This is a genomic window from Gammaproteobacteria bacterium, from assembly GCA_027296625.1.
GTDB lineage: Bacteria > Pseudomonadota > Gammaproteobacteria > JAKEHO01 > JAKEHO01 > JAKEHO01.
Window position 1 is genome coordinate 1 of sequence record JAPUIX010000050.1, and the last position, 24078, is coordinate 24078.

Sequence of the window (24078 nt, forward strand, 5' to 3'; positions counted from 1 at the left end):
GTTTTTGTTCCTTGGACCTACCGGTGTCGGTAAGACGGAACTGTCCAAGGCCCTCGCTACCTTCCTATTTGACACTGAGGAGGCGATGATACGTATCGACATGTCCGAATTCATGGAGAAGCATGCGGTCGCAAAGCTGATCGGCGCACCACCTGGTTATGTAGGTTATGAAGAGGGCGGCTATCTAACCGAAGCGGTGCGGCGCAAGCCCTATTCTGTGATCCTTCTGGATGAGATCGAAAAAGCCCACCCGGAAGTCTTCAATATCCTCCTGCAGGTCTTAGACGATGGGCGCCTCACCGACGCACACGGTCGTACTGTCGACTTTCGCAATACCGTTATCGTAATGACTTCAAACCTCGGATCCGAACGAATTCAAGCGCTCGCGGGTGAAGCAGACTATCAAGAGATGAAAAAGGCCGTGATGGAGGTCGTTGCCCAACACTTCCGACCGGAATTCATCAACCGCGTGGATGAAATCATCGTCTTTCATGCGCTCAAGAGGGAACAGATTCGCGCCATCGCAGAGTTGCAGGTTGATCGTCTTCGCGCTCGCCTTAAGGATCAAAATATTGATCTGGATGTATCCACGGAGGCGCTGGATAATTTGGGCAGCACGGGCTTTGATCCGGTTTATGGTGCACGGCCACTTAAACGCGCCGTCCAAAATCATCTTGAGACGCCAATCGCAGAGTCGATCCTGGCGGGCCGGTTCGGGCCAGGGGACGTCATTGCCGTTGATGTCAAAGACGGCGCGCTAGTATTCAACAAGATAACGAGTAGCGCAGCCTGACAGGCGCCAGGCACCGCCCGGACGCCACATTGTTTGAGCGAAACCGCGTATTCTGTCACAAATTGGTCCCAAGACCCTTCTAAAGCCCCGCTTGGCACGCCCCAAATGGTTGGCTATTGCTGGCATATAAACTAATATTCATTGGTTATGCCGTCCCATTCTTAGGGTATTAGTAGTCTATGGCCGTCTCAACAAACAAAGTCCATCTCGGCGGTCTTGCGCGAAAACTGGTCGTCGACGGTTTTCTGAGCGAGGCAGACGCCCAGCAGGCCCATCGAGCGGCCTTGAAGGAAAGGCAACCGTTCGTCACCTACCTCGTAGAGAACAAGCTGGCAAAGGCCAGCGGCATTGCCCATGCCGCCGCGCAGGAATTCGGCGCACCGCTGCTTGACATCGATGCCATGGAGATTGACCCGGCGACGACCAAACTCGTCGCATCAGAGCTAATAAACAAGCACCATGCATTGCCGCTTTTCAAACGGGGCAAGCGGCTTTATGTGGCGGTCTCCGATCCGACCAATTTGCAGGCCTTAGATGAGATAAAGTTCCACGCCGGGCTTAACACCGAAGCCATTCTCGTCGAAGAAGACAAGCTCTCAAAGGCGATTGACCGATCTGCTGATTCCGGACTTGCCGATATGGAGGAGTCAGAATTTGAAGATCTCGATTCCCTAGAGATCGGCGAGGACAAGGCAGATCAAAAGGACGACGCGGACGTTGACGATGCACCGGTCGTTCGATTCGTTAACAAAGTGTTGCTAGACGCGATCAAACGCGGTGCCTCGGATATTCACTTTGAGCCGTACGAAAAATTCTACCGCGTCCGCTTCCGTCTCGACGGGGTCTTGAGTGAGTTTGCAAAACCACCATTAACCCTTTCCAGAAAAATTGCTGCACGAATTAAGGTCATGTCGCGGCTCGATGTTTCGGAACGCCGGATACCTCAGGATGGACGCATTAAGCTCAAGATCAGCCCCACCAAAGCTATCGACTTTCGCGTTAGTACCTGCCCTACGCTGCAAGGCGAAAAAACGGTGATGCGTATCCTCGATTCCTCGAGCGTACAGATCGGGATCGATTCACTTGGCTACGAGGACTTCCAGAAACAGCTCTTTTTGGAAAGTCTTCATAAGCCTCAGGGCATGTTTCTTGTAACCGGACCCACCGGCAGCGGAAAAACGGTATCGATGTACACCGGCCTTAATATACTGAACAAGGAGGCGGTGAACATCTCGACAGTCGAGGACCCGGTCGAAATCAACTTGCCGGGGGTTAATCAAGTGCAGGTCAATGAAAAGACTGGATTGACCTTTGCAGTCTCACTCAGGGCGTTCCTGCGGCAGGATCCGGACATTATCCTCGTAGGTGAGATCCGTGACCTTGAAACCGGGTCGATCGCGATCAAGGCAGCTCAGACAGGCCATATGGTGATGGCAACGTTGCACACCAACAGCGCCCCGGAAACCCTGTCACGCATGATCGATATGGGGGTCCAACCCTTCGCGATTGCCACGGTCATCAATATTATCATCGCCCAGCGACTGACCCGGCGCCTATGCAAGCACTGCAAAAAACCCGTTGACCTGCCCAAGGAGGCCCTGCTTGATGCGGGTTTCACAACGGGCGACATCGATGGCGGCCTGAAAATCTACGGCCCAGTCGGCTGCAGTGAGTGCAATGAAGGATATAGGGGCCGTACCGGCGTCTATCAAGTCATGCCGGTATCCGACACGATGAAACGCATGATCATGGACAGCGCCAATGCGGTGACGCTGGCCGACCAGGCCCGCAAAGAAGGTATTCCAGACATCAGACAGTCCGCGCTTGTGAAGGTCAAGGGAGGGATCACAAGTCTGGAAGAAATCGACCGAGTTACGCAGGAGTAAGCCATGGCACGACCAGCAGTCAAGAGGGATATGTTTGTCTGGGAAGGCGCGGACAAGCAGGGTCGGCGCGTTCGAGGAGAGATGTTCGGCACCAGCGATGCGCTCGTCAAGGCCCTTTTACGACGCCAGGGCATCAATCCACTCAAGGTCAAGAAAAAGCCGAAGCCGCTGTTTGGCGGTACGAAAAAGATCACTTCGAAAGACATTACCCTATTCAGCCGCCAACTATCTACGATGATGGCGTCCGGGGTGCCCATGGTCCAATCATTTGAGATCTTGGGTCGCGGTCACGAAAATCGCTCAATGCAAGAGCTGATCCTCACCATCAAGGCCGACGTGGAAGCCGGGGGTACCCTTGCCGAAGCGCTGGCTAAGCATCCGCTGTATTTCGACTCACTTTATGTCAGTCTGATCGCTGCAGGCGAGCACGCGGGTATCCTTGAACCGATATTGCAAAAGATTGCCACCTATAAGGAAAAAACGGAGACACTCAAGGGCAAAATCAAGAAGGCGCTCTTTTATCCGACGGCGATTATTGTGGTGGCGTTTGTCATCACCGCGATCCTGCTTATTTTCGTCATTCCCCAGTTCGAAGCCCTGTTTTCCGGATTTGGGGCGGATCTCCCTGCACTCACCCGCATGGTGATCAACCTGTCCGAATTCTTCCAGGCCTATTGGTGGGCCATCGGGGGAGGGATCATCGCCGCCATCTGGGGTGCCATTGCAGCAAAGAAACGGTTCAAACGCTTTGCGCACTTCCTCGACCGGGTCTCCCTTAAGATCCCCATCATCGGCAGTATTCTCCAGAAGGCCGCTATCGCTCGATTCTGCCGCACGCTGGCGACTATGTTCGCCGCGGGGACCCCATTAGTCGAGGCGATGGTCTCGGTGGCTGGCGCCACTGGAAACATTCTCTACTACAACGCCACGATGAAAATACGCGACGAGATCGCGACTGGCACACAACTGCAGGCCGCGATGCGAGGTTCTAACCTGTTCCCCAACATGGTCGTTCAGATGGTCGCCATCGGCGAGGAGGCTGGTTCCCTCGATGCCATGCTAGGCAAAGTTGCCGATTTCTACGAAGAAGAAGTCGACAACGCAGTTGATGCGCTTACCAGCCTGCTGGAACCCCTCATCATGGCTGTGCTCGGTATCCTTATTGGTGGCCTCGTGGTCGCCATGTACCTGCCCATTTTCAAGCTGGGGGCGGTCGTCTGATCGATTCGATTTGCTGCGGTAAGCGGGCATATGATGCCTGCAGTTGGCCAGTAGCCGCAGTCTGCAACCTAGTTACCCCCCTTCGTGATGCCGGTCATCACCTATCTTGAAGCCAATCCCATTGCCTTCGCGGTAGGCATGGGTATGGTGGGGCTTATTGTGGGCAGCTTCTTGAACGTTGTGATCCACCGTCTACCAAAAATGATGGAGCGGGAATGGCGGTCACAATGTGTGGAGCTTCTGGCTATTGACGAGCCTGCTTCTGAGGAGCAACCGTACAACCTCATGCGCCCAGCCTCACACTGTCCTGCGTGTGGGCATGCCATTACGGCACTTGAGAATGTCCCACTTATCAGCTACCTGGTTCAGGGCGGTCGATGTACTGCGTGTCAGGCGCACATCGCAATTCGCTACCCGCTAGTCGAGTTGTTAAGCGGTGTATTGGCAGCCTATGCCGCCTGGCACTTTGGCATCGGCTGGCAGGCGGCAGGGGCAGCCTTGCTTACCTGGGCGCTTGTCGCACTCAGCTTTATCGACATCGACCATCACCTGCTGCCGGATACAATCACCTTGCCATTCTTGTGGCTGGGCTTGGCGTTTAATCTATTCGGTACATTCACCGACACACAATCCAGCCTCATCGGCGCAATGGTAGGCTACTCGGTGCTTTGGCTAATTTATATCCTATTCAAACTTGTCACAGGTAAAGAAGGAATGGGATATGGCGACTTCAAGCTGCTCGCCATGCTGGGTGCATGGATGGGCTGGCAAATGCTACCACTCATTATCCTGCTGTCCGCCCTGGTAGGCGCTGTCGTAGGCCTCACACTCATAGCGCTGACGGGCAGCGATAAAAGCAAGCCCATCCCATTCGGTCCCTATCTTGCCTGCGCCGGCTGGATCGCGCTCGTCTGGGGTCACAACATCACACAGGCCTATTTATTATGGGCAACCCCGAGTTAACTAGCACTTGGCTTGTGGGTCTGACCGGTGGTATCGGTAGCGGCAAGACGACCGTGTGCGAGTTTTTCTCGCGCCTTGGTGTCCCAGTAATTGACACCGACGCCATTGCCCGGAACCTCGTTGCCCCCGGCGAACCCGCGTTGCAGGCGATCATTGAGGAATTTGGTCCACACATTGTCGATACAAAAGGGGCCCTTCGAAGGGATCAACTTCGCTCAGCAATCTTCAAAAACCCCAAGATGCGGCTACAGCTCGAGTCTATTCTTCATCCTCAAATCTACGACGAAATGGACAACCAAGTGCAGCACCTCCATGCGCCGTACTGCGTTGCATGCATTCCGCTTCTGTTGGAAACCAATGCTATCAACCGCGTGGATCGCGTCTTAGTGGTGGATGCGCCCGAGGCATCTCAGATCGAACGGGTAAAGGCGCGGGATGACAGCGACGATGAAGACGTTCGATTGATCTTGCAGGCCCAAGTAAGCCGTGAAGAACGGCTGGCAGCCGCGGACGATGTTATCGTAAATGACGCTGATCTGGATCGATTGCGGGAACAGGTCGACAAACTTCACCACGCATATATAGATCTCGTCGAGCGCGGGTTTGCCAGCTCTCCCCAAGTAATAGACAATTAAGACCTTCAAACATCAAGTTCCGCGAGTGACGTGCAGAGCAAGATTGCTTACGAACAGCCGCTGAATGAAAGGATTAGGTTCTTCCTTCGGCTCGAGCATCTGTTCAGAATCGTTGCACACAGATTAAAAGGGCCCAGCGAGTGGGACAGCCGTGCAGCCCTTGCGGGGCTCATTGACATCGCCGATCTGCTTTCTCGGGCCGACGTAAAAACGGAGCTCATTAAAGAGCTAGAACGGAATGCTGCAACCTTAACGCGGCTCAAGCAAAATCCGGGGGTAGACGATGACCGACTCCAGGCTGTACTTGCCAACGTAAATGATCTTCTACAAACCCTACGACATAACAGCTGTCTTCCCGCACAACGGCTGAGCCAGAACGAACTAACCATCGCAATCAAGCAACGCAGCGCGATCCCTGGTGGTACATGTAACTTTGATATTCCTGCCTATTATCACTGGCTACATAAACCAGTAGAGGAACGTGTGGCGGATCTAAATGAATGGCTTACCGATTTGACCGTCGTGCATCAAGGCATCGATCTTGCGCTGCAAATGATCCGAAGCAGCGCTACCCCAACCCAGGAAACCGCCGTCAATGGATTTTACCAAGCACCGATCGAACCGAATGTGACTTGTCAGATGATCCGAATCATTCTGCCATCGGCTGCTGAATGCTTCCCAGAAGTTAGCGGCGGGAAACATCGATTCTCAGTACGCTTCCTCGAGCAGCCGACTACCGACTCTCGGCCCGTTCAGACCGATGAGGATATCGAATTTGAATTGCACTGTTGCATCCTATGATTCCGCGATCAAAATGCCCCGTGTGTGACAGACCGATAATCCGATCTCCGGAAAATAGGTGGCGCCCCTTTTGTAGTGAACGTTGTCAACTCATCGATCTCGGCGCTTGGTTTGATGGCCGCCATCGCATCATCGGCCAAGCATCAAGCGGTCATGACGGAGAGCCCTGGGAAAGGGACACAGAGGCAGACAGCAACCTATCCGACGATGATTGATCGTCCCATTATGCGTTTGTATCAGAGAGACATTCACAAATTCGGCGGCTGGGATCAGGCGCGTCCCAGATCGCACTGACCATTCCCAATCCTTGTGCGCCCGCTCTCCAGGCTGTCTCAATGTGGGCAGGCTGCATGCCACCCAGTGCATACACCGCCATACCTGTACGATCGGCGAGCTTTCGAAATCCCTCCCAGCCCAATGGCCGAGCATTAGGATGGCTTGACGTCTCATAAACAGGGGAAACAGTGATAAAGTCAACGCCGATACGCCCCGCGTGCTCAATCTCCTTAAGATGATGGCACGAGGCGGCCACCCAGTGGTCCCTCCCAAGCGGCCGCTCATTGAGCTGTAAAAGTCTGGCGCTTGAGAGATGCACACCGTCAGCGCCGCACACGACGGCATCAGTCGGAGACGCATTTAACAACAGCACCGCGCCGTGAGCTTTACAGACACGTCGAACCTCGCGCGCCAACGTTCGATATCGCTTTGCCAAAAGACGCTTACTGCGCAGTTGAAATAGTCGCACGCCGGCGCAGAGACACACGTCGATCCTGCCGAGGAAATCATCCCAATCCGCACCCGGCTCAGGGCTGATAAGATAAAGTGATGGTAATTTCACAGCCGTGATGATTGGAAGATTGGCAAGAGGGAATGTACGTTTACAAAGTTCATTACGTGCAACCCACTCGACGCGTTGACCCTCGCGCCCGATGACTTCACCATGCCATGCATCGACACACCATACATCCAAGGTAACGGATTGCTCAGGGTACTCATGACGAATCTTGATAAGTGGCCTTGCCTGGTCGACGATAACGCCTACCTCCTCAGCCAATTCGCGGTGCAAAGCGCTCCGGACGTCTTCGTCGGATCGGACTTTGCCACCTGGAAATTCCCACAGTCCTCCTTGGTGGACGTCGGACGGACGCAACGCAAGCAATACCCTCTTTGCCGCATTCGAGACAACTCCAACAGCCACATGTACCGCTTCGTAGGACACGATCAATGATGCGAGGTATATCCTTTATGTCCCTTCTCGATATTGCTGCGTGCGGTCACATATACCTATTTATCAGGTACGGTACTCTGCATTAATGCGAACATAATTGTAGGACAGATCGCAGGTCCACACCGTCGAGGATGCGCGACCCCGACCAAGTTCCACACGTACTTTAAGCTCGTCGCGACTTAACACCGCCCGGCCTTTGGCCTCCGTGTACTCAGCCGCCCGTTCACCATCTCTCACAACACAAACATCATCAAGGAAGATTGATACACAACTGACGTCCAAACCCGCGAGACCAGCTCTTCCAAGTGCAGCAAGGATGCGTCCCCAATTCGGATCGGATGCGAAGAAGGCCGTTTTAACGAGAGGGGAGTTGGCAATAGTGTATGCCACCTGGCGGCACTCCTGGTCGGTCTTACCATCCTGAATTTCAATGGTCACAAATTTCGTTGCTCCTTCTCCGTCACGGACGATGGCTTGGGCCAGGTGTGTGCATACCTCAGTCACCGCATCCCGAAATGCCACGTACGCTTCACTATCCACCGCGTCAATCGGGTGTAGGTCAGTCTGTCCTGTGGCCACGAGGACGCAAGCATCGTTTGTGGACGTATCGCCGTCCACGCTGATCCGATTGAAAGAACGGTCAACCGCATCATGCAAACATTGTTGCAAGAGAATGCCTTGCACGCTCGCATCGGTCGCAACAAAAGCCAACATGGTCGCCATATTGGGGTGGATCATGCCTGCCCCTTTTGCGATACCGGTTACCGTGAGTGTGTGATCTTGAATCTGAATTTTCTCAGATACGCCTTTGGGGACTGTATCGGTCGTCATGATCGCACGTGCAGCATCAGCCCATCCATTTTCTGATAATGCGGCGACAGCTGTGGGGATCGCGTCACTAATCCAAGCAACTGGCAGGGGCTCACCGATAACCCCTGTGGAAAAAGGCAGCACGTTCGTAACGGAACACCCGGTATGCTCTGCCAACACCTTGCAAGTGGCAAGTGCATCTTCCAGACCCCGTGCACCGTTTCCCGCGTTTGCGTTCCCCGAATTGATCAGGCAGAAACGCGGTGGTCCCTGATTTAGGTGAGCACGTGCAATTTTCACAGGCGCGGCACTAAAGGCATTACGGGTAAATACAGCCGCACACTGTCCCCCGGGTTCAATGGCCATTACCATGATCGCATTGCGGCTATCTTTTCTTGCATGTTGCGGGGCGCTACCCAAGCGGATCCCCGCAATGGGGTGCAAGCATGGAAGATTACTCAGACCAACTACCATTGGCACTCCGCCCCGAAGACAGAACAAGGGACTCAAGTACGCCTACGGCCTCCCTGCAGCCACGTACATTCATGCTAACTTACCGTGACAGTATTTGTACTTCTTTCCCGAACCACAAGGGCAGGGTTCATTACGGCCGATCTTGCGCTCGCCACGTACGAATGGCGTTCGTTGCGGCGCAGGCTCCTCCGCTCCTGGATTCTCCGATACCGCACTCGCTGGTGTTGCGTGGGTATAATGTACCGGTGCAGTCCGCCTGCGCTGGCGTTCAACCGCTTCGATATCCTCCTCAGCTCGCACTTGAACCCTGGAAAGTATACCAATGACGTCATGCTTGATGCGGTCCAGCATCTGCACAAACATCTCGAAGGCCTCGCGCTTGAACTCTTGTTTCGGATTCTTTTGCGCATACCCACGCAAGTGAATCCCTTGGCGCAAATGATCCATCGCCATGAGATGGTCTTTCCAGTGCGTATCCAGTACTTGCAGCATGATCTGCTTTTCGAATCGCCGCATAACTTCTGCTGTAACCAAGGCTTCCTTCTCTTTATACGCGCCCTCGATCGCTTCCAGAATCCGCTCGCGCAGCGTCTCTTCATGTAGGGCTTCGTCCTCGTCCAACCACTTCTGGATCTCGAGACGCTGGCCAAATTCCCTTTCTATGGCTTCTGTCACACCAGCCACATCCCACATCTCATCAAGGCTCTCAGGCGGCACATAGTCATCAATCACACCGTTTACTACATCGCTTCGAATAGCGGTAATATTGTCCGATATGTCCTCGACATCCAGGAGTTCATTACGCTGCTCATAGATAACCTTGCGTTGATCGTTCGCGACATCATCAAATTCCAATAGTTGTTTGCGGATGTCAAAATTTCTTGCCTCTACCTTACGTTGGGCATTTTCGATCGCTTTGGTTACCCAAGGATGTTCTATGGCCTCCCCCTCTTGCATCCCTAGCTTTTGCATCAGCGCTGATACCCGCTCTGAGGCGAATATCCGCATCAGGTTATCCTCTAGTGACAGGTAAAAGCGATTTGAACCTGGATCACCCTGCCGGCCGGACCGACCGCGCAACTGATTGTCAACGCGTCTCGATTCATGGCGCTCCGTACCAACAATGTGCAAGCCACCGCTCTCGACGACCTGCTGATGGCGTTTTTTCCATTCGTTCTTAATGCGGCTAATCATGACCTCATCCGGGGTCTCAAGTACCTTGATCTCTGCATCTGGATTGCCGCCGAGCACGATATCCGTTCCCCGCCCAGCCATATTCGTCGCGATGGTTACGCTACCGACCCTGCCCGCCTGAGCGATGATTTCCGCTTCCTTCTCATGGTATTTAGCGTTCAGCACCTGGTGCGGAAATTTTTCTTTGTCCAGGAGTCCTGACAGGTATTCCGACACCTCAATGGACGTCGTACCGACCAATACGGGCTGGCCTCGTTGTCTACAGTCTTTTATATCATCAACGATCGCCTTGAACTTTTCCTTGACCGTGAGATAGACCACATCGCCCAGATTCTCGCGAATCATGGGCATATCGGTCGGAATCACCACGACCTCCAAACCATAAATCTGCTGAAATTCGAAGGCCTCCGTGTCCGCCGTTCCCGTCATCCCGGCAAGCTTCTTATAAAGCCGGAAGTAATTCTGGAAGGTAATCGAGGCAAGCGTTTGATTCTCGCTCTGTATGGGGACACCCTCTTTGGCCTCAATAGCTTGGTGCAAACCTTCGGACCAGCGTCGTCCCGGCATGGTTCTACCGGTGAATTCGTCGACGATAACAATCTCATTGTCTTTGACAATGTAATCCACATCGCGCTGGAAGAGTGCATGGGCACGGAGCGCTGCATTGAGGTGATGCATCAAATTGATGTTAGCCGCGTCATAGAGATTCTCAACTTCGTTGAGGATCGCCGCCTCCGTTAACAGATGCTCGACGTGTTGATGGCCCGCCTCGGTCAGATAGACCTGTCGCGCCTTCTCATCCACCGTGTAGTCACCCGGCCCCTCCTCCTCCGCCTGACGCTGGAGTTTTGGGATCAGAGCGTTAATCCGTACATACATTTCCGAGGTATCATCCGTGGGCCCAGAGATAATCAAAGGCGTTCTCGCCTCATCGATCAAAATCGAATCGACTTCGTCAACTATCGCGTAATGCAGCCCTGATTGAACCCGCGCCGCATTATCGAAGGCCATGTTGTCCCGCAGGTAATCGAAACCAAATTCATTGTTAGTACCGTATGTGATATCTGCTGCATACGCTGCACGTCTCTCATCCTGCGCCAGCCCGGGAACCACGACGCCAACACGCATACCAAGAAACTCATAGATCTTGCCCATCCATTCAGCGTCTCGTCTGGCAAGGTAATCATTCACCGTCACGATGTGTACGCCCCTTCCAGACAATGCATTGAGATAGGCAGATAGCGTGGCAACAAGGGTCTTGCCTTCTCCTGTTCGCATCTCAGCGATATTGCCTTCATGCAGCACCATGCCCCCGATCAACTGCACGTCAAAGTGCCGCATATCTAAAGCGCGCTTCCCGACTTCTCGAACGACAGCGAACGCCTCAGGCAACAGGTCCTCCAGCGCTTCGCCACCGTCTAAACGTTCACGAAACTCCGCTGTCTTTGCCAACAGTGCTTCATCGCTCAAAGCGGAAATCTTCGGCTCGAGCGAATTGATACGCACAACGGTTTTCTGCATGCGCCTCAGCACGCGTTCGTTGCGACTGCCGAAAACCTTACTAATTAAACGAGCAACCATATGACAATGCCATGGGGAACCATGGCCTATTTGAAAGGAACTAAGATTTTAGACAAAAAAAACGAAGGAGGGTTAATCAGTTTACAGAAAAAATATACTGCTTAGGATTGACGGCCTTGCCATTGTGCAGCACTTCGAAATGCACATGGGGGCCCGTGGAACGGCCACTACTCCCCATCACCGCAATCACCTGGCCCTTCTCAACTTTCTCCCCAATACCGACAAGATTCTTCTGGTTATGCGCATACCGCGTCACATAACCATTCCCATGGTTGACCTCTACCATGTCCCCATAACTGTAGCGCCGACCAGACCACGTCACGACCCCGGCCGCCACCGCCATCACCCGTGAACCCCCGCGCCCAGCAAAGTCTACGCCATGATGAAACTCCCGCTTGCCCGTCAACGGATCCGTGCGCCGCCCAAAATACGACGATACCCAGCCACCCCGCACAGGCCGCCCCGCAGGCAATGTCTCCGCCTCCAGCTTCCGATTCAACAACAACGACTCCAAAGCCGCTAGCTTCTCCCCGCGATCCGCTAGCCGACTCGATAACCGCTCCAGCGACTCCAGAAAATCCGGCACCTCCATCCCCTTTAATGAACCAACGTCCACCGGACCCCCAATCCCTGGCACCGTATCAAAATCAAACTCCTCCTCCGATAACTTCGCCATCGACGCAAGCCGCGCACCCAACGCATCTAATCGCATCATCTGCGCCTGTAACTCGCTCAGCTTCAACGACAACGCGTTTAAATGCACCTGCGCTCCTCGCCTCGCATCCGCAATCTCCTCGTGCTGGCGATGAACCTCCCGCTGCCACGCTAAACCCGCTTCATCCGATTGCCACAACAGCCGCTCAACCCTCTCCTCCAAGCCATAATGCATCCCACCAAAAAATACCCCGCTCCCCAACACCACCACCAACAACAATACCCACAACACCGTGCCAAGCCCGATCCGAATCCGTGATGACCGAAGTTGCGATTTTGATACGACAATGACTTCCATCTATAATTATCCTGACACGATGGCCAATGACCCCCTAAATTAAAGACAAATAATTGAAATAAATCCTAACGGGCTGAATCGTGGACGGCACGCTGCGCAGTGACACGAATAGCGGCATCACAGGCGCTCGTAGGAACTTGGGATGTATCATCAACCTCCTCCCTCTACCATCTTTTATATAATGCTAATGAGTGCACTTATGGCGATCGGCGTCCCGATAGAGCTAGAATTGGTAAGAGAGATTGAAGTGCAGAGTCGTCCCGTCGCCACCGTTGACCTTTGCATCACGTAGCTCATATCCGGAATGCAGTGATAGGTTAAACTCCTCTGTTGTCTGCCAACGGGCACCAATACCTGAATTCAGCATGAATTCACTGGTATTCCACGCTGGCAGAACATGCAGCACCTCAGTGACGCTGCCACCAACAAACCCGAACAGGCGGATACTATTTGACGACGCTGGCGCTAATACTTCGAGCGAGAAGCGCGTCGTCGGATTATCCATTGTTGCCCAGTCTTTGAAGCCCCCAAGGTAACCCGCGTACATCAGTCGCTGATCCGTTTTGTCAGCCAGGAGGGCGTCGGCCTTCCGTTCAAAATAGTCCACGTGCAGATACCGGCTATCCGATGGCAATAAATCCAAGACTTCATTATCCACAGCCTCAGAGTCACCTTCTAGACGTGCGCCCTCCTCCAGAGTGACATCAAACGCCATCCGCAGGTGTACGTCTGTCCGACTTGCCCCGCTTTCAGTGGCACCCAAACTCATTCTGGTTTCATTAAGCCACAGAAACGGTAGTTGCCCGTGGGTGGAAAGTGCCTCGCCAGCTGCGGTTGCCGCCCAATCGTTAGCGGCGTACGTGGCGTGCGCCCCCATCAGTGAGACCAGAAAAACACCAAAACACCTTTGCCATTGTACTTTGTTCATGGCCCTCTCCTCCAAGCCAGTCGACCTGCCATTGGACAAACCGGGGTTCGACAATCAAATAATAGGCAGCCCCCAAACACCGGATGTGACGGACTTCACAGTTGCCACAAAAAATCTGTGAACCAGGTCACATCTTCTCTGAGGTAGACTTGCTTCGCTGGGCGTACCTGGATGAGGCGCCTGTGCAGGAGGCCTGGCAGGAGAATGGCCGGCCCTCCAGCAATCATTTGGTGTCGAAGGCATGGGACGTGCTCGGCGGCATAGATCACGGCTCTTGATTGGGCGCCTCGAGGCACACCAAGCGTTGATTCGCTGCAGCGCGCTAAGCTACACTGCTCAGTGATGCGCCAGAAAAGACGAGATCGCGGAAAACCCGGTCTTATCGGTGCAAAAGAGGGGAAGACGCGCGAAAAAAACCAACGCGGATCACACATTGGCTTTTAATCGCCACGTTGAAAAGATCAGCGTTTTACCACAGCGTGGATAACACGATCATATTCGAAATAGACAACGAAGTTTGAATACAACCAGCGGGTAATCGGCGGATCACCGATGGTACCGAGTCGCTGCTCCGGGGCACCATACTTTTGTTCAACCTGGACCATAGTCGTTCCGCCGGCGGGGCGCGGCACGTCCGCAGTGTCCCTTATTGATTCGAGCAACAGGACATCCGCGTAGCTAAAAAATGCGGCCATAAATAAGCCCAGGGCCAAGACAATACCGCGTAGATAAAACATCACTATGCTCCCCTGTGAACTTATCCTCAAATATAGCACCTTTAACCGGTGTTTCGGCACTGGATTTCTCATTTCCAAGAACCAGTACGATCGCCATCTTCCGGGCGCCGCATTGTAACCCTTGCGTTTCACGCGTCGGCGTTTCATCCTAACCTCGTACAGGCAGTATTTATCGGTAATTTAGCGTGACTGCAGTGAAGGATACTATGCGGCGCATTATTGTAATGAACGCAAAGGGAGGTTGTGGCAAAACCACTGTCGCCACAAATCTTGCAAGCTTCTATGCTGCACAGAGATTTGGCACGGCATTATTTGACTATGACCCACAGGGGGCAAGCATGCGGTGGCTACACCAGCGCCCGGACAATCAGGCAAGTATCTATGGCGTAGCCGCCTATCAAACCCCCGGGAACAACGTCACGCGCAGTTGGCAGCTGAGAGTGCCACCAGCGATCCAGCGCGTCGTTATTGATTCACCTGCGGGCCTCAAGCGCCAAGACCTTGCGGAACAAGTCAAGGGGCTAGATATCATTATTGTACCTGTGCTGCCTTCGTCCATTGATATACATGCGACAGCTGACTTCATTCACGATCTGCTTTTAGTAGGCAAGGTCTGGGCCCAAAAGACCCGCATTGCCATCGTTGCAAATAGATTGAAAAAAAATACCCGGGCGTTTGATGCGTTGGAACGTTTTCTACAAAGCTTGAGGATCCCAGTCATCGCTCAACTGCGCGATACCCAGAACTATGTACGAGCCGTAGACCAAGGGATTGGTGTTCATGAAATGCAATCCCGGAACTGCCACCAGGATAGGGCCCCGTGGGCGGAGATGCACAAGTGGCTTGAGGAGGATCCGAAATTCTAATCGACGTAGGGGAAGCAACAAAGAATCGGCAATTGTGCCCGGAGCGTTCGCTAATTCTGGTTTCCGTTCAGTAATTTGACAAGTTCCTTTGCGGGCACATACCCCGGCAGTTCCTGGCCAGTCTCTAGCACGATCGCCGGCGTGCCCCTGACTCCCATCAGCTGGCCCAGCTTGTATTGTTCCTTTACCGGTGCCTCGCAACTCTTCGTCTCAATGGCTCTGCCAGCCTTGGCATCGGTCAATGCCTTGTTACGATCATCAGCGCACCATACCGAGACCATCTTTTTATATGTAGACGATCCAATTCCTGCACGAGGAAACGCGAGGTAGCGAACAGCGATCCCGTTTGCGTTCAATACGCTCATCTCCCGATGCAGCTTTCTGCAATAGGTGCAGTCGACATCGGTAAAAACATAAACAGTATGCTTAGTATCCTTTGGGGCAAATTCGATCATATCGTCCAAGGCCATTGAGTTGAGGACATCAATACGGCCTTGGGCACGCTTCTCTTCGCTAAGATTCCTACGTTGTTTCAGGTCTAGGAGGTCTCCGCGCATGACGTAGCGGCCATCTGCCGTCATATACACGACATCGGGGCCGAGCATGATCTCATAAAGACCATTGACCGGAGATGGACTGACGCTTGTCACCTCTACATCCGGCAGTAGGACCTTCAAGGCATTGCGAAGCTTTTCCTCGTCACTATCATCGGCAAAGGCAAAACTGAAATGGCCGTACACGACTGCTATTCCGATGACTGACATCAACGCCGTCCGCATTAGAATATCCTCTTTAAATCAGAAATAATGACTAAAAACGCGATCGAAGACCGATTTGTTCAAGTTACTCAATACAGACTCACATTACGCTATCAGACAACCAATACAGAAGACGTGTTCCGCTGAGTTTGTAAAGATCACGTCGCCACCGGTTCGAGTTTGCCACAGCATCATCCTCTTGGATGATGCTGTGCGTGCAACGTCTTCAACCGCTCGCGCGCAACGTGAGTATAGACCTGCGTTGTCGATATGTCGCTGTGCCCCAATAATAGCTGCACAATCCGAAGATCCGCTCCGTGATTCAGCAGGTGGGTCGCAAAAGCATGGCGAAGGGTATGCGGTGATAGGGGCTTCTTAATCCCGGCCTTCAGCGCATAGCGCTTTACAATGTACCAAAATCCTTGGCGTGTCATGGATTCTCCCCGTTGGGTCGGGAAAACGGCATCGCATGGCCTTCCCCTTATAATGGTCGCGCGAGCATCGCACAGGTAGCGCTCGAGCCAGTAGGACGCCTCCTCCCCTATCGGTACAAGCCTGTCTTTATTGCCTTTGCCTGTGACTCGAACAACGCCTTGTTGGCGATTGATCTGACCCAGCGTGAGTTTAACCAGCTCTGATACCCGTAAGCCGGTCGCATATAAGACCTCCAACATCGTGCGATCCCTAACTCCCAAAGCAGCAGCAACATCTGGCGCGTCTAGCAACCTCTCTACTTCCACCTCCGTCAGCGACTTGGGCAATGAACGACCCAGGCGCGGCGGTGTAATTCGCGCACTCGGGTCGTAGCGCATCATGCCCTCACGCACCAAATACCGATACAATCTGCGCAGGCTTGATAAGCGACGTGCCGTGCTGCGCGCGGAGGACGGTGAGTAGCTGCCCAGATAACCCATCAAATCAGAGGGTTGGGCGTCCACAAACCTGCCACCGCGAGCGGCTAACCACTGATACAATGCAAGGAGATCAGCGCGGTATGCAGCAAGTGTGTTATCACTCAAGCCCCGTTCCATCCACAGCGCATCCAGAAAGCGCTCGAGAATCGCGAAATCGTCGAGTGTCTCGAAATCGGTTTTATTAGACGGAGCGTTCATGCGTGAGCAGCCAGCGCTTCAGCCGAACGTGCCGACACGTACCCATGTAGCCTCCGACACGATTGGCTCCTGTGACCCGATGGCAGGGTATCACGAGGGGGATGGGGTTGGCGCGGCATGCGCCACCGACTGCCCGCGCAGACGTGCCAAGTTGTCGGGCTAAATGACCGTACGTGACCACTTCGCCCGGTAATAGCATAGAGAGCGCCTGCCAGACGCGCCTTTGGAAAGGTGTTCCCGAAGGATCGAGCTGCAATTCAAACCGAGAGCGGGGGTCAGAGAAATAGCGGTCTAACTGTTTGCGCACCCGTTGCGCCGGGCGTGATCGGTACAATGGGACCGAATCATTTGCGCCGATCAACACGATATGGGTCAGAGCCGCGCCGCGCAGTGTAATTCCGAGGCGTCCGATGGGCGAATCATAAGCAGCATCGATATGAGGCCTATTGCCTAGACGAGCATACCGCCGCAAGTCCATACCTAATCTTATTGCACTTCCTCTGGCATTGGGTTCACAAAATAAGCATCGACTGCGTTAGCCCATTGCGAGGCGGGACTAATGCATTCCGTTCCGATGGGCCGCTCACTCCGCGTTCTGGGAGAACTAGATCTTTTCTCTGATGCGCGCCGCTTTACCGCGACGCCCTCGCATGTAGTACAGCTTAGCCCGGCGCACGTCGCCGCGGCGTTTAACCTTAATCTGCTTTATGCTTGGACTGTACGTCTGGAAAACGCGCTCAACGCCTTCACCATACGATATTTTGCGCACCGTAAACGATGAATTTAGACCACGATTGCGCTTGGCAATGACCACGCCTTCGAATGCCTGTAGTCGCTCGCGCTGCCCCTCCTTCACCCTAACTTGCACTACCACCGTGTCACCGGGCGCAAAATTCGGGACCTTGGCGGTCATTTGTTCACGCTCGATCTGCTCAATGATATTGCTCATGGCACTGCTCCAAAACGCTTGACGGCCTAATCACCCGCTTTCTTTTGGTACTCTTGGATAAACTCATCCAGTAACGCCTGCTGGTCCTCATCAAGACCCAATACCTCAATAAGATCGGGTCGCTTGATCCACGTCCTTCCCAAGGCTTGCTTTCGCCGCCAGCGATCGACAGCCTCATGATCTCCGCTCAATAACACATTGGGGACCCGGAGCCCCCCGATTTCTTCCGGCCGCGTGTAGTGCGGATACTCCAATAATCCGTTGAAAAAAGAATCGTCGCAAGCGGAGTGCTTATCGCCCAACACGCCCGGAATAGTGCGCGTGAGGGCATCTATCATCACCATGGCGGGGAGTTCCCCACCTGTCAACACATAATCCCCAATCGACCATTCCTCATCGACCTCCGTCTGAATGACACGTTCATCGAGGCCTTCATACCGACCCGCGACGATGACCAATTGTCTGTGATTAGCGAGCGCTGACACCCCCGCCTGTTCGAGTCTTCGACCCTGTGGGGTGAGATAGATGACATGAGATTCCCCACCCAGACTGTTAACGGCACTGCGAATTGCATCTCGAACCGGCTGCACTTTCATAACCATGCCGGGACCTCCACCGTAGGGCCGGTCATCCACCGAACGATGGGCATCTTTGGCAAAGTCACGCGGATTCCAGATTCTGAGCTCAACGAGACCCCGTTCAATAGCCCGCCCCGTGATGCTAAACTGGGTCAGCGCATCGAACATGCCTGGGAACAGCGTTACCACGCCAAGACGGAGCATGCCTAAAACTCGGGATCCCAATCCACTTCAATGCGGCCCAGAGCCGAGTCCACATCCAGTACGTAGCGATCTCTGACCCAAGGGATAAGGTATTCCCGCTCCCCTTGTACCACCAGGACATCATGGGTCCCGGTTTCCAGTAGCTCGGCCACCACACCCAATGTCGCCCCATCCCGTGTCACGACTTCTGATCCAATAAGGTCGGTCCAGTAATACTCCTCTTCCTGGAGTAAGGGCAATTGACTGCGGCAGACAGCGATCTGAGCCCCCAAGAGACATGTGGCCTGGTCTCTGTCATCACAACCCGCCAGTCGAACAACGATCCCTTTGCCATGGGATCGGCCCTCGACGAGCGCCCGTTCACACCATCCGGGGTCGCCACCCACCTGCCACGGCGAGAACGCCAGAATATTTGCCTTTGGCCGCGTGTACGAAAACACCCTGACCCATCCCTGTACTCCATAGAGGCCACTGATGTGTCCAAGGATGACCTGCTCGCGCCTGCCCTTGCCATCGGCAATCTGGCGCGCTGTAACGTCTGCGTCGGATCGGCCCATTCAGCCTCTGTGTGCAAGGGATCAGGTTCACTCGCGTCCCTGACCTATCCGCTAAATGAGTTGAGTAAGTGTTTGTAACTAACTGATATTGTGGTATTTCAGAATTGGCTCTCGACGAGCTAGATTAAGCAGCGGCTTTTGCCGCATACGCCTTGATAAGATCGGCAACCCGCCTCGATGCCTTGGCTCCTTTGGAGAGCCAAAAATCCACGCGCGGCAGGTCAATCTGCAACTCCGCTTCCCCCCCGGTCGCGATGGGGTTATAGAAGCCAATCCGTTCGATTGCGCGCCCGCCCTGTCTAACGCGGCTATCGGTTACCACAATGTGATAGAAAGGCCTTTTTTTTGCACCACTGCGGGCCAGTCGAATGGCTACCATGACGCCCCCATCGGGTCCAACACGTTCGAGAACCAAAAATTCGGGATTTGAGTGCCAAGCCCCGCAACCTCAAGTCGCGCGTATTGTACGGAATGTCTCGGAAAAAGGAAGTCATAGGCGCCCAAGCCCATTGCGTAGGCCCCATAAAGCTTGGCCACTCCCCCGGGGGATCCAATGCAACGCATACGCGAGTCCTCAATTCGGCAGTTCTTCAAGCCCAGGCGTTCCGTCAATCTCTACCCATTGCAAATCCCCTTCGGATCATCTTGACGCACTGCTTGACGGCACCGGGCAAGCAGTGCCTCAATAGCGCCCAAACAGGTGCTTGCAACGATAATCCCATGATTGCCGCGTGGGCGCCCGAAATAACGTCACATAAACGGTCCTGTGGCCAACAGGCACCGCCTTTCCTCATCCTCGGGATCGGCGCCCCAGCGCGCTTTCCTGTAGCCGCTTGGTTCGACTCCTTAGAGCCCATGGCAGGTGAACGTGCATAAGAGAAGATATTCAGAAAAGAATCAGGCTGGTCTCGGACACGAGCGGCCGATGGCAATGGCAAAGCAGGCGCTGAGAGAAAAGCTGCGAGCCATGCGCGCGCGCCTCCCTGTAGAAAAAAGATACGAATATTCAAGGAGGATAGAAAGACATCTTTATAATTTAGATGAAGTAAGACACGCCACCGCTTTCTTTATATATGTCTCCCACGCAAGCGAGGTGGAGACCCATTCCATCATCCGGTGGGCGCTCATGGACAAGATCGTGGCCGTGCCGAAGATTTGTGCCTCGAAAACCATGGAAGCCCATCGCCTCACAGGCTGGGAGGCGCTTCGGCCCGCCACGCTTGGGATCCTCACACCCGTCGATAGCGTCCTCTATTCGGGCCCCATTGACGTCGCCATTACGCCAGGCCTGGGCTTCACCCTGTCTGGCAACAGACTCGGCTTCGGCCGAGGATACTACGACCATTGGTTTGCTACGCATCCGGTCAAGCTGAAAGTCGGGTTGGCCTTTGAAGCCCAGATCGTGGATCAGATGCCGACTGACGCCACCGACATCCGGGTCGACGTGATCCTCACAGAAGAAAGGACGATCCGGGTCCGCGAAGCGTTGTGACGCTCGGCCAGAAAGAACACCTCGCTAGCCCTTCAGATTAATCGGCATCCCGCGGGCGAGGAGTCGGCTTCTCATACCGGGCGTGGCGCGGTATGGTGGCACCCGACGAAAAACTAGTCAGGAATGCCGTGCCACGGGCGAGAGTTCAGCCAAATGCCAAAACCATTGCAGAAAGACAAGACCCATGTCGTTCTTCTTCTCGGCACACAAAAGGGCCTGTTTCGCCTGCATGCCGATAGAGCCCGTAGGCACTGGCACTTTGACGGACCACACATCCCGGGCTACAAGATCCTGCACGCCTGGTTAGATCCGCGGGCACACCCTATCGGCTACGCGGCAGCAAGCCACCCAATCTGGGGCTCGCATATCTATCAAAGCCGCGATGCCGGTCGAACCTGGCAATCCCTAAGCGTGGTTCCCTGCCATCGGCCGGGGGAACACCCCTCAAGCGTCAATGCGATCTGGTACCTGGCACCGGGTCATCCCGAAGCACCAGCGTGCTTGTATGCAGGGATTGACCCGCCGGGGTTATTCGTAAGCCAAGATCAGGGCCAAAGTTGGTCGCCCATTGAGGGGCTCAACCACCACCCCACACGCGGGACCTGGGAGCCTGCGCGCGGGGGATTTGCCGTGCATTCCATCCATGTCGACCCAAGCAATGGAAAGCGACTCTACGCCGCCGTCTCAGCCGGTGGCGCCTTCCGCTCGGATGACGGTGGAGAATCCTGGAAGGCTATCAATCGGGGGGTCCGCGCTGAGAACCTGCCGGCGCTCAATCCCGAAACCGGTCATAACATCCACCGGCTCATCATGCATCCGGCCAGATCGTCGCGCCTTTACCGCCAGTGTTACAACGGCACCTATCTGAGCGATGATCGAGGCGAGACCTGGGTCGAGATCACCGAAGGCCTGCCAAGCGATTTCGGCTATGCCATTGTCAGCGATCCCAATGACCCCGATTCACTCTACGTCGTCCCAGAAGAAAGCGCTCACATGCGCACAACGGTCGATAGAAAACTCCGCGTCTATCGCAGCGGTGATGCCGGTAAGAAATGGGAAGCACTCACTCAAGGCCTTCCCCAAGACAATGTCTATGTAACCGTGTTACGAGAGGCCATGGCCACCGACGGGCTCGAACCCTGCGGCGTGTATTTCGGCACCTCCGGTGGGCATCTCTTCGCCAGCGCCGATGCGGGGGATCACTGGGAGCTTACAGCGAATTTCCTTCCCCGAATTCTTTCCATATCAGCCGCCGTGCTCCAAGAGGAATAGCGGGGGGATGACCACAGACCTCCTAGACGCGCTTATGGCTCACCGGGGACTCGTCTGTTTGGTCGGCGCCGGTGGCAAGAAAACCACCCTTTACCGCTTAGCCGGGGAACATCCCGGCCGAGTCGGTATCACCGCCACGGTCCATACAGCGCTTTTTCCCAAAAGTCTGGGCGCCGAAGAGATCATTGATGAACCCCCTCGGCTCTCGGACACCGTGGTAGCGGCAGCAGCAAGGCGACGACGAATCGCCTTTGCACGGCCATCTGAGAAAAAGGGGCGTCTTGCCGGGCTCGATCCCGCACAGGTTGTCGAAATCCATACGGCTGCGGCATTCGATGTAACTTTGGTCAAGGCAGACGGCGCACGTGGGCGATGGATCAAGGCGCCTCAGCACGATGAACCAAATGTACCCCAGGACACAACGACCATCATTCCCATCGTTTCGGCTAAGGCCATCGGAGAGCCACTGACAGAGCGCGTTGCCCACCGGATCGAGCACATTTCGGCGGTCACTGGTGCCCTTCCGGGCAATCTCATCACAACAGAACACGTCGCGCGGCTCTTGACTGACAAAAACGGCGCCCTGAAGCATGTTGGCAACGCCTTCGTGGTGCCACTCATCAATATGGTGGACGATGCCAAATGCGAGGCCCTCGCCAATGAGGCTGCCGAGCAGGCACTCGCCCTATCTGATCGATTTGATCGCGTTGTGCTGGCCGCAATGACAAGTGCCGACCCCCTGGTTCGCGTCGTATACCGATGAGGTTCAGGAGGTTCCAGCTTCACTATATTGGGCATCCGGGCCCTAGTTGGCGCGACGTGCCCAAATGCTCGCAAGCAATGCGCCCGAAAGATTATGCCAAATGCTAAAGATTGCTCCAGGTAATGCAGCGACAGGCGAAAAATATTTGACCGCAAGCACGACAGCTAAACCAGAGTTTTGCATACCGACTTCAATCGCAAGCGTCCTGGAGATAATGGAATCACAACCCAGCGCCTTTGCCAACCAATAACCACCCGCGAGCCCAATCAGATTGTGCAATACCACAGCAGTCACTACAGGGCCTGCGAGCGATCTGAGTTGTGCTTCATTCAACGCTACGATGATCCCGATAATGATGACAATGGCCAGCACAGAGATTAGTGGGAACACTCTCTTCACAGCCTCTAATCGTGCACCGAAGTAAGTATTAATAACGACCCCCAACGTCACTGGCACAATGATGATCTTCAAGATACTCAGCAGCATTTCCCAAACAGGCACAGGCACTGTCTTTCCAACATAAAACCATGTCAAAAAAGGCATCATGAACACGGCCAAAACAGTTGTCACCGAAGTCAATGTAATCGAGAGTGCAACGTTACCTTTGGCAAGATAACAGATCACATTCGATGCGGTACCACCAGGAGATGACCCAACCAGGATCAATCCAACTGCGATAGGCAGAGAGAGATCGAGCGCAGTACTGAGTAACCATGCAATAAGCGGCATGAGCACAAACTGTAGTGTGACACCCAGCATAACGATCCAAGGCCGTTGTAACACCATAGCAAAGTGTTTTGCCGTCAGTGTCATGCCCATGCCGAACATCACAAGCCCGAGCAACGAGACGATGGCTGGCTGAAATTTGACAAATTCTGCCGAAAAGACAGCCGCAAGAACGGCAATCATCAACGCCCATAGGGGGAACAGTCTAGTTACCCAACCCATTAAATGAACGGCACAAAAACTACATAATTATTAGTGATTTATATTAATAATATATTATAGATTCGAGTTATGAATTGGGCGTGTTTAATCCGAATTCAGGATCGCCCGGATGTCTTCGTCCGGATAATTCGGATAGGCGACTTTAAATCGTTTAAGGCTCACCTCCGCTTCCCTAAGTTGCTCCGTCGCCCTAAGTTGTTTGATCTCCTTAAGCCAATCTTCCGGTGACAGTATTGCTTTCTCTACCGATTCGTCCATCTCCACGGTACTGGTCACAATATCTTCTGTACCAACATCTACCTCTACGTCACGCTGG

At 54.1% G+C, this 24078-nt stretch carries 27 protein-coding genes; 12 read left to right on the top strand and 15 right to left on the bottom strand.

The features are described 5' to 3' along the window. From O6944_02750 to O6944_02780, 7 genes are all read left to right on the top strand, one after another. The coding region (locus O6944_02750) for an AAA family ATPase (GenBank protein ID MCZ6718058.1) at nt 1–793 on the top strand (793 nt) is incomplete at its 5' end. A gap of 179 nt (nt 794–972) precedes the next feature. Then, nucleotides 973–2679, top strand: coding sequence for a type IV-A pilus assembly ATPase PilB (pilB, locus tag O6944_02755; protein MCZ6718059.1), 1707 nt, complete (start codon nt 973–975; stop codon nt 2677–2679). A 3-nt stretch (nt 2680–2682) separates the two neighbouring features. Further along, a complete protein-coding gene (locus tag O6944_02760) occupies nt 2683–3900 on the top strand; it encodes a type II secretion system F family protein (protein MCZ6718060.1) in 1218 nt (405 codons plus the stop codon). A gap of 87 nt (nt 3901–3987) precedes the next feature. Then, nucleotides 3988–4863 (top strand): A24 family peptidase, encoded by an 876-nt coding sequence (locus O6944_02765; GenBank protein ID MCZ6718061.1) that lies wholly within the window; start codon nt 3988–3990, stop codon nt 4861–4863. Continuing rightward, nucleotides 4845–5498 (top strand): dephospho-CoA kinase, encoded by a 654-nt coding sequence (coaE, locus tag O6944_02770; protein MCZ6718062.1) that lies wholly within the window; start codon nt 4845–4847, stop codon nt 5496–5498. The genes O6944_02765 and coaE overlap by 19 nt, the downstream gene beginning before the upstream one ends. A 30-nt stretch (nt 5499–5528) precedes the next feature. Next, the gene (zapD, locus tag O6944_02775; protein MCZ6718063.1) at nt 5529–6299 is read left to right on the top strand and encodes a cell division protein ZapD; all 771 of its coding nucleotides are present in this window, start codon (nt 5529–5531) and stop codon (nt 6297–6299) included. Beyond that, on the top strand, nt 6296–6514 hold the full coding sequence (locus O6944_02780) for a DNA gyrase inhibitor YacG (protein ID MCZ6718064.1): 219 nt from the start codon (nt 6296–6298) through the stop codon (nt 6512–6514). Before zapD ends, O6944_02780 begins: the two co-directional genes overlap by 4 nt. 8 nt (nt 6515–6522) lie before the next feature. Here the strand turns inward: O6944_02780 and O6944_02785 are convergent, their stop codons facing one another. The 5 genes from O6944_02785 to O6944_02805 form a co-directional block, all read right to left on the bottom strand. Beyond that, nucleotides 6523–7497, bottom strand: coding sequence for a Nudix family hydrolase (locus O6944_02785; GenBank protein ID MCZ6718065.1), 975 nt, complete (start codon nt 7495–7497; stop codon nt 6523–6525). 93 nt (nt 7498–7590) lie between these two features. Further along, on the bottom strand, nt 7591–8811 hold the full coding sequence (gene argJ / locus O6944_02790) for a bifunctional glutamate N-acetyltransferase/amino-acid acetyltransferase ArgJ (GenBank protein ID MCZ6718066.1): 1221 nt from the start codon (nt 8809–8811) through the stop codon (nt 7591–7593). A gap of 69 nt (nt 8812–8880) precedes the next feature. Then, nucleotides 8881–11586, bottom strand: coding sequence for a preprotein translocase subunit SecA (gene secA / locus O6944_02795; GenBank protein ID MCZ6718067.1), 2706 nt, complete (start codon nt 11584–11586; stop codon nt 8881–8883). Nucleotides 11587–11662: 76 nt separating this feature from the next. Continuing rightward, nucleotides 11663–12598, bottom strand: coding sequence for a M23 family metallopeptidase (locus tag O6944_02800; GenBank protein MCZ6718068.1), 936 nt, complete (start codon nt 12596–12598; stop codon nt 11663–11665). 223 nt (nt 12599–12821) lie between these two features. Next, nucleotides 12822–13526, bottom strand: a complete 705-nt coding sequence (locus O6944_02805; GenBank protein MCZ6718069.1) for a hypothetical protein — start codon at nt 13524–13526, stop codon at nt 12822–12824. Between the two features lie 101 nt (nt 13527–13627). Between O6944_02805 and O6944_02810 the strand changes: the two genes are divergently transcribed. Next, complete coding sequence (locus O6944_02810; GenBank protein MCZ6718070.1) at nt 13628–13804, top strand: hypothetical protein; 177 nt, start codon at nt 13628–13630, stop codon at nt 13802–13804. A 183-nt stretch (nt 13805–13987) separates the two neighbouring features. Here O6944_02810 and O6944_02815 read toward each other — a convergent pair whose 3' ends face one another. After that, nucleotides 13988–14263, bottom strand: a complete 276-nt coding sequence (locus O6944_02815) for a hypothetical protein (protein ID MCZ6718071.1) — start codon at nt 14261–14263, stop codon at nt 13988–13990. A 185-nt stretch (nt 14264–14448) separates the two neighbouring features. On the opposite strand from O6944_02815, the gene O6944_02820 reads away from it, so the two are divergent. Further along, nucleotides 14449–15129, top strand: coding sequence for an AAA family ATPase (locus O6944_02820; protein ID MCZ6718072.1), 681 nt, complete (start codon nt 14449–14451; stop codon nt 15127–15129). A gap of 50 nt (nt 15130–15179) precedes the next feature. Here the strand turns inward: O6944_02820 and O6944_02825 are convergent, their stop codons facing one another. The 7 genes from O6944_02825 to rpsP form a co-directional block, all read right to left on the bottom strand. After that, nucleotides 15180–15908 carry a DsbC family protein gene (locus O6944_02825; GenBank protein MCZ6718073.1) on the bottom strand — a complete coding sequence of 243 codons (729 nt, stop codon included), beginning with the start codon at nt 15906–15908 and terminating at the stop codon, nt 15180–15182. Between the two features lie 170 nt (nt 15909–16078). Continuing rightward, nucleotides 16079–16999 (bottom strand): site-specific tyrosine recombinase XerD, encoded by a 921-nt coding sequence (xerD, locus tag O6944_02830; GenBank protein MCZ6718074.1) that lies wholly within the window; start codon nt 16997–16999, stop codon nt 16079–16081. After that, the gene (locus O6944_02835; protein ID MCZ6718075.1) at nt 16983–17198 is read right to left on the bottom strand and encodes an MGMT family protein; all 216 of its coding nucleotides are present in this window, start codon (nt 17196–17198) and stop codon (nt 16983–16985) included. The genes xerD and O6944_02835 overlap by 17 nt, the downstream gene beginning before the upstream one ends. Before the next feature lie 405 nt (nt 17199–17603). Beyond that, nucleotides 17604–17948 carry a 50S ribosomal protein L19 gene (rplS, locus tag O6944_02840; GenBank protein ID MCZ6718076.1) on the bottom strand — a complete coding sequence of 115 codons (345 nt, stop codon included), beginning with the start codon at nt 17946–17948 and terminating at the stop codon, nt 17604–17606. A 26-nt stretch (nt 17949–17974) separates the two neighbouring features. After that, nucleotides 17975–18730: a tRNA (guanosine(37)-N1)-methyltransferase TrmD gene (trmD, locus tag O6944_02845; GenBank protein MCZ6718077.1), complete on the bottom strand. Its 756-nt coding sequence runs from the start codon at nt 18728–18730 to the stop codon at nt 17975–17977. A 2-nt stretch (nt 18731–18732) separates the two neighbouring features. After that, nucleotides 18733–19287: a ribosome maturation factor RimM gene (gene rimM / locus O6944_02850; protein ID MCZ6718078.1), complete on the bottom strand. Its 555-nt coding sequence runs from the start codon at nt 19285–19287 to the stop codon at nt 18733–18735. A 124-nt stretch (nt 19288–19411) separates the two neighbouring features. Beyond that, entirely contained in the window at nt 19412–19666 is a 255-nt protein-coding gene (rpsP, locus tag O6944_02855) for a 30S ribosomal protein S16 (GenBank protein ID MCZ6718079.1), read from the bottom strand. Nucleotides 19667–20155: 489 nt separating this feature from the next. On the opposite strand from rpsP, the gene O6944_02860 reads away from it, so the two are divergent. The 3 genes from O6944_02860 (at nt 20156) to yqeC (ending at nt 22814) form a co-directional block, all read left to right on the top strand. Then, nucleotides 20156–20779, top strand: a complete 624-nt coding sequence (locus O6944_02860) for a 5-formyltetrahydrofolate cyclo-ligase (protein MCZ6718080.1) — start codon at nt 20156–20158, stop codon at nt 20777–20779. Nucleotides 20780–20932: 153 nt separating this feature from the next. Next, nucleotides 20933–22051 (top strand): hypothetical protein, encoded by a 1119-nt coding sequence (locus O6944_02865; GenBank protein ID MCZ6718081.1) that lies wholly within the window; start codon nt 20933–20935, stop codon nt 22049–22051. Nucleotides 22052–22058: 7 nt separating this feature from the next. Then, nucleotides 22059–22814, top strand: a complete 756-nt coding sequence (gene yqeC / locus O6944_02870) for a selenium cofactor biosynthesis protein YqeC (protein MCZ6718082.1) — start codon at nt 22059–22061, stop codon at nt 22812–22814. Nucleotides 22815–22856: 42 nt separating this feature from the next. Here the strand turns inward: yqeC and O6944_02875 are convergent, their stop codons facing one another. Together O6944_02875 and O6944_02880 are read right to left on the bottom strand one after the other, a co-directional pair. Further along, nucleotides 22857–23762 (bottom strand): bile acid:sodium symporter family protein, encoded by a 906-nt coding sequence (locus O6944_02875; GenBank protein ID MCZ6718083.1) that lies wholly within the window; start codon nt 23760–23762, stop codon nt 22857–22859. An 84-nt stretch (nt 23763–23846) separates the two neighbouring features. Further along, nucleotides 23847–24078 (bottom strand): hypothetical protein (locus O6944_02880; protein ID MCZ6718084.1); only part of this gene is annotated, 232 nt, incomplete at its 5' end.

Excerpts from the sequence above, each read along its gene's own strand:
- O6944_02875 (MCZ6718083.1), bottom strand. The coding sequence starts at position 23,762 with ATGGGTTGGGTAACTAGACTGTTCCCCCTATGGGCGTTGATGATTGCC.
- yqeC (MCZ6718082.1), top strand. The coding sequence starts at position 22,059 with ATGACCACAGACCTCCTAGACGCGCTTATGGCTCACCGGGGACTCGTC.
- rpsP (MCZ6718079.1), bottom strand. The coding sequence starts at position 19,666 with ATGGTAGCCATTCGACTGGCCCGCAGTGGTGCAAAAAAAAGGCCTTTC.
- O6944_02835 (MCZ6718075.1), bottom strand. The coding sequence starts at position 17,198 with ATGCTATTACCGGGCGAAGTGGTCACGTACGGTCATTTAGCCCGACAA.
- pilB (MCZ6718059.1), top strand. The coding sequence starts at position 973 with ATGGCCGTCTCAACAAACAAAGTCCATCTCGGCGGTCTTGCGCGAAAA.
- argJ (MCZ6718066.1), bottom strand. The coding sequence starts at position 8,811 with ATGGTAGTTGGTCTGAGTAATCTTCCATGCTTGCACCCCATTGCGGGG.
- O6944_02805 (MCZ6718069.1), bottom strand. The coding sequence starts at position 13,526 with ATGAACAAAGTACAATGGCAAAGGTGTTTTGGTGTTTTTCTGGTCTCA.
- O6944_02760 (MCZ6718060.1), top strand. The coding sequence starts at position 2,683 with ATGGCACGACCAGCAGTCAAGAGGGATATGTTTGTCTGGGAAGGCGCG.
- trmD (MCZ6718077.1), bottom strand. The coding sequence starts at position 18,730 with ATGCTCCGTCTTGGCGTGGTAACGCTGTTCCCAGGCATGTTCGATGCG.
- O6944_02865 (MCZ6718081.1), top strand. The coding sequence starts at position 20,933 with ATGCCAAAACCATTGCAGAAAGACAAGACCCATGTCGTTCTTCTTCTC.
- O6944_02780 (MCZ6718064.1), top strand. The coding sequence starts at position 6,296 with ATGATTCCGCGATCAAAATGCCCCGTGTGTGACAGACCGATAATCCGA.
- rimM (MCZ6718078.1), bottom strand. The coding sequence starts at position 19,287 with ATGGGCCGATCCGACGCAGACGTTACAGCGCGCCAGATTGCCGATGGC.
- xerD (MCZ6718074.1), bottom strand. The coding sequence starts at position 16,999 with ATGAACGCTCCGTCTAATAAAACCGATTTCGAGACACTCGACGATTTC.
- O6944_02825 (MCZ6718073.1), bottom strand. The coding sequence starts at position 15,908 with ATGCGGACGGCGTTGATGTCAGTCATCGGAATAGCAGTCGTGTACGGC.
- O6944_02765 (MCZ6718061.1), top strand. The coding sequence starts at position 3,988 with ATGCCGGTCATCACCTATCTTGAAGCCAATCCCATTGCCTTCGCGGTA.
- O6944_02800 (MCZ6718068.1), bottom strand. The coding sequence starts at position 12,598 with ATGGAAGTCATTGTCGTATCAAAATCGCAACTTCGGTCATCACGGATT.
- rplS (MCZ6718076.1), bottom strand. The coding sequence starts at position 17,948 with ATGAGCAATATCATTGAGCAGATCGAGCGTGAACAAATGACCGCCAAG.
- O6944_02815 (MCZ6718071.1), bottom strand. The coding sequence starts at position 14,263 with ATGTTTTATCTACGCGGTATTGTCTTGGCCCTGGGCTTATTTATGGCC.
- coaE (MCZ6718062.1), top strand. The coding sequence starts at position 4,845 with ATGGGCAACCCCGAGTTAACTAGCACTTGGCTTGTGGGTCTGACCGGT.
- secA (MCZ6718067.1), bottom strand. The coding sequence starts at position 11,586 with ATGGTTGCTCGTTTAATTAGTAAGGTTTTCGGCAGTCGCAACGAACGC.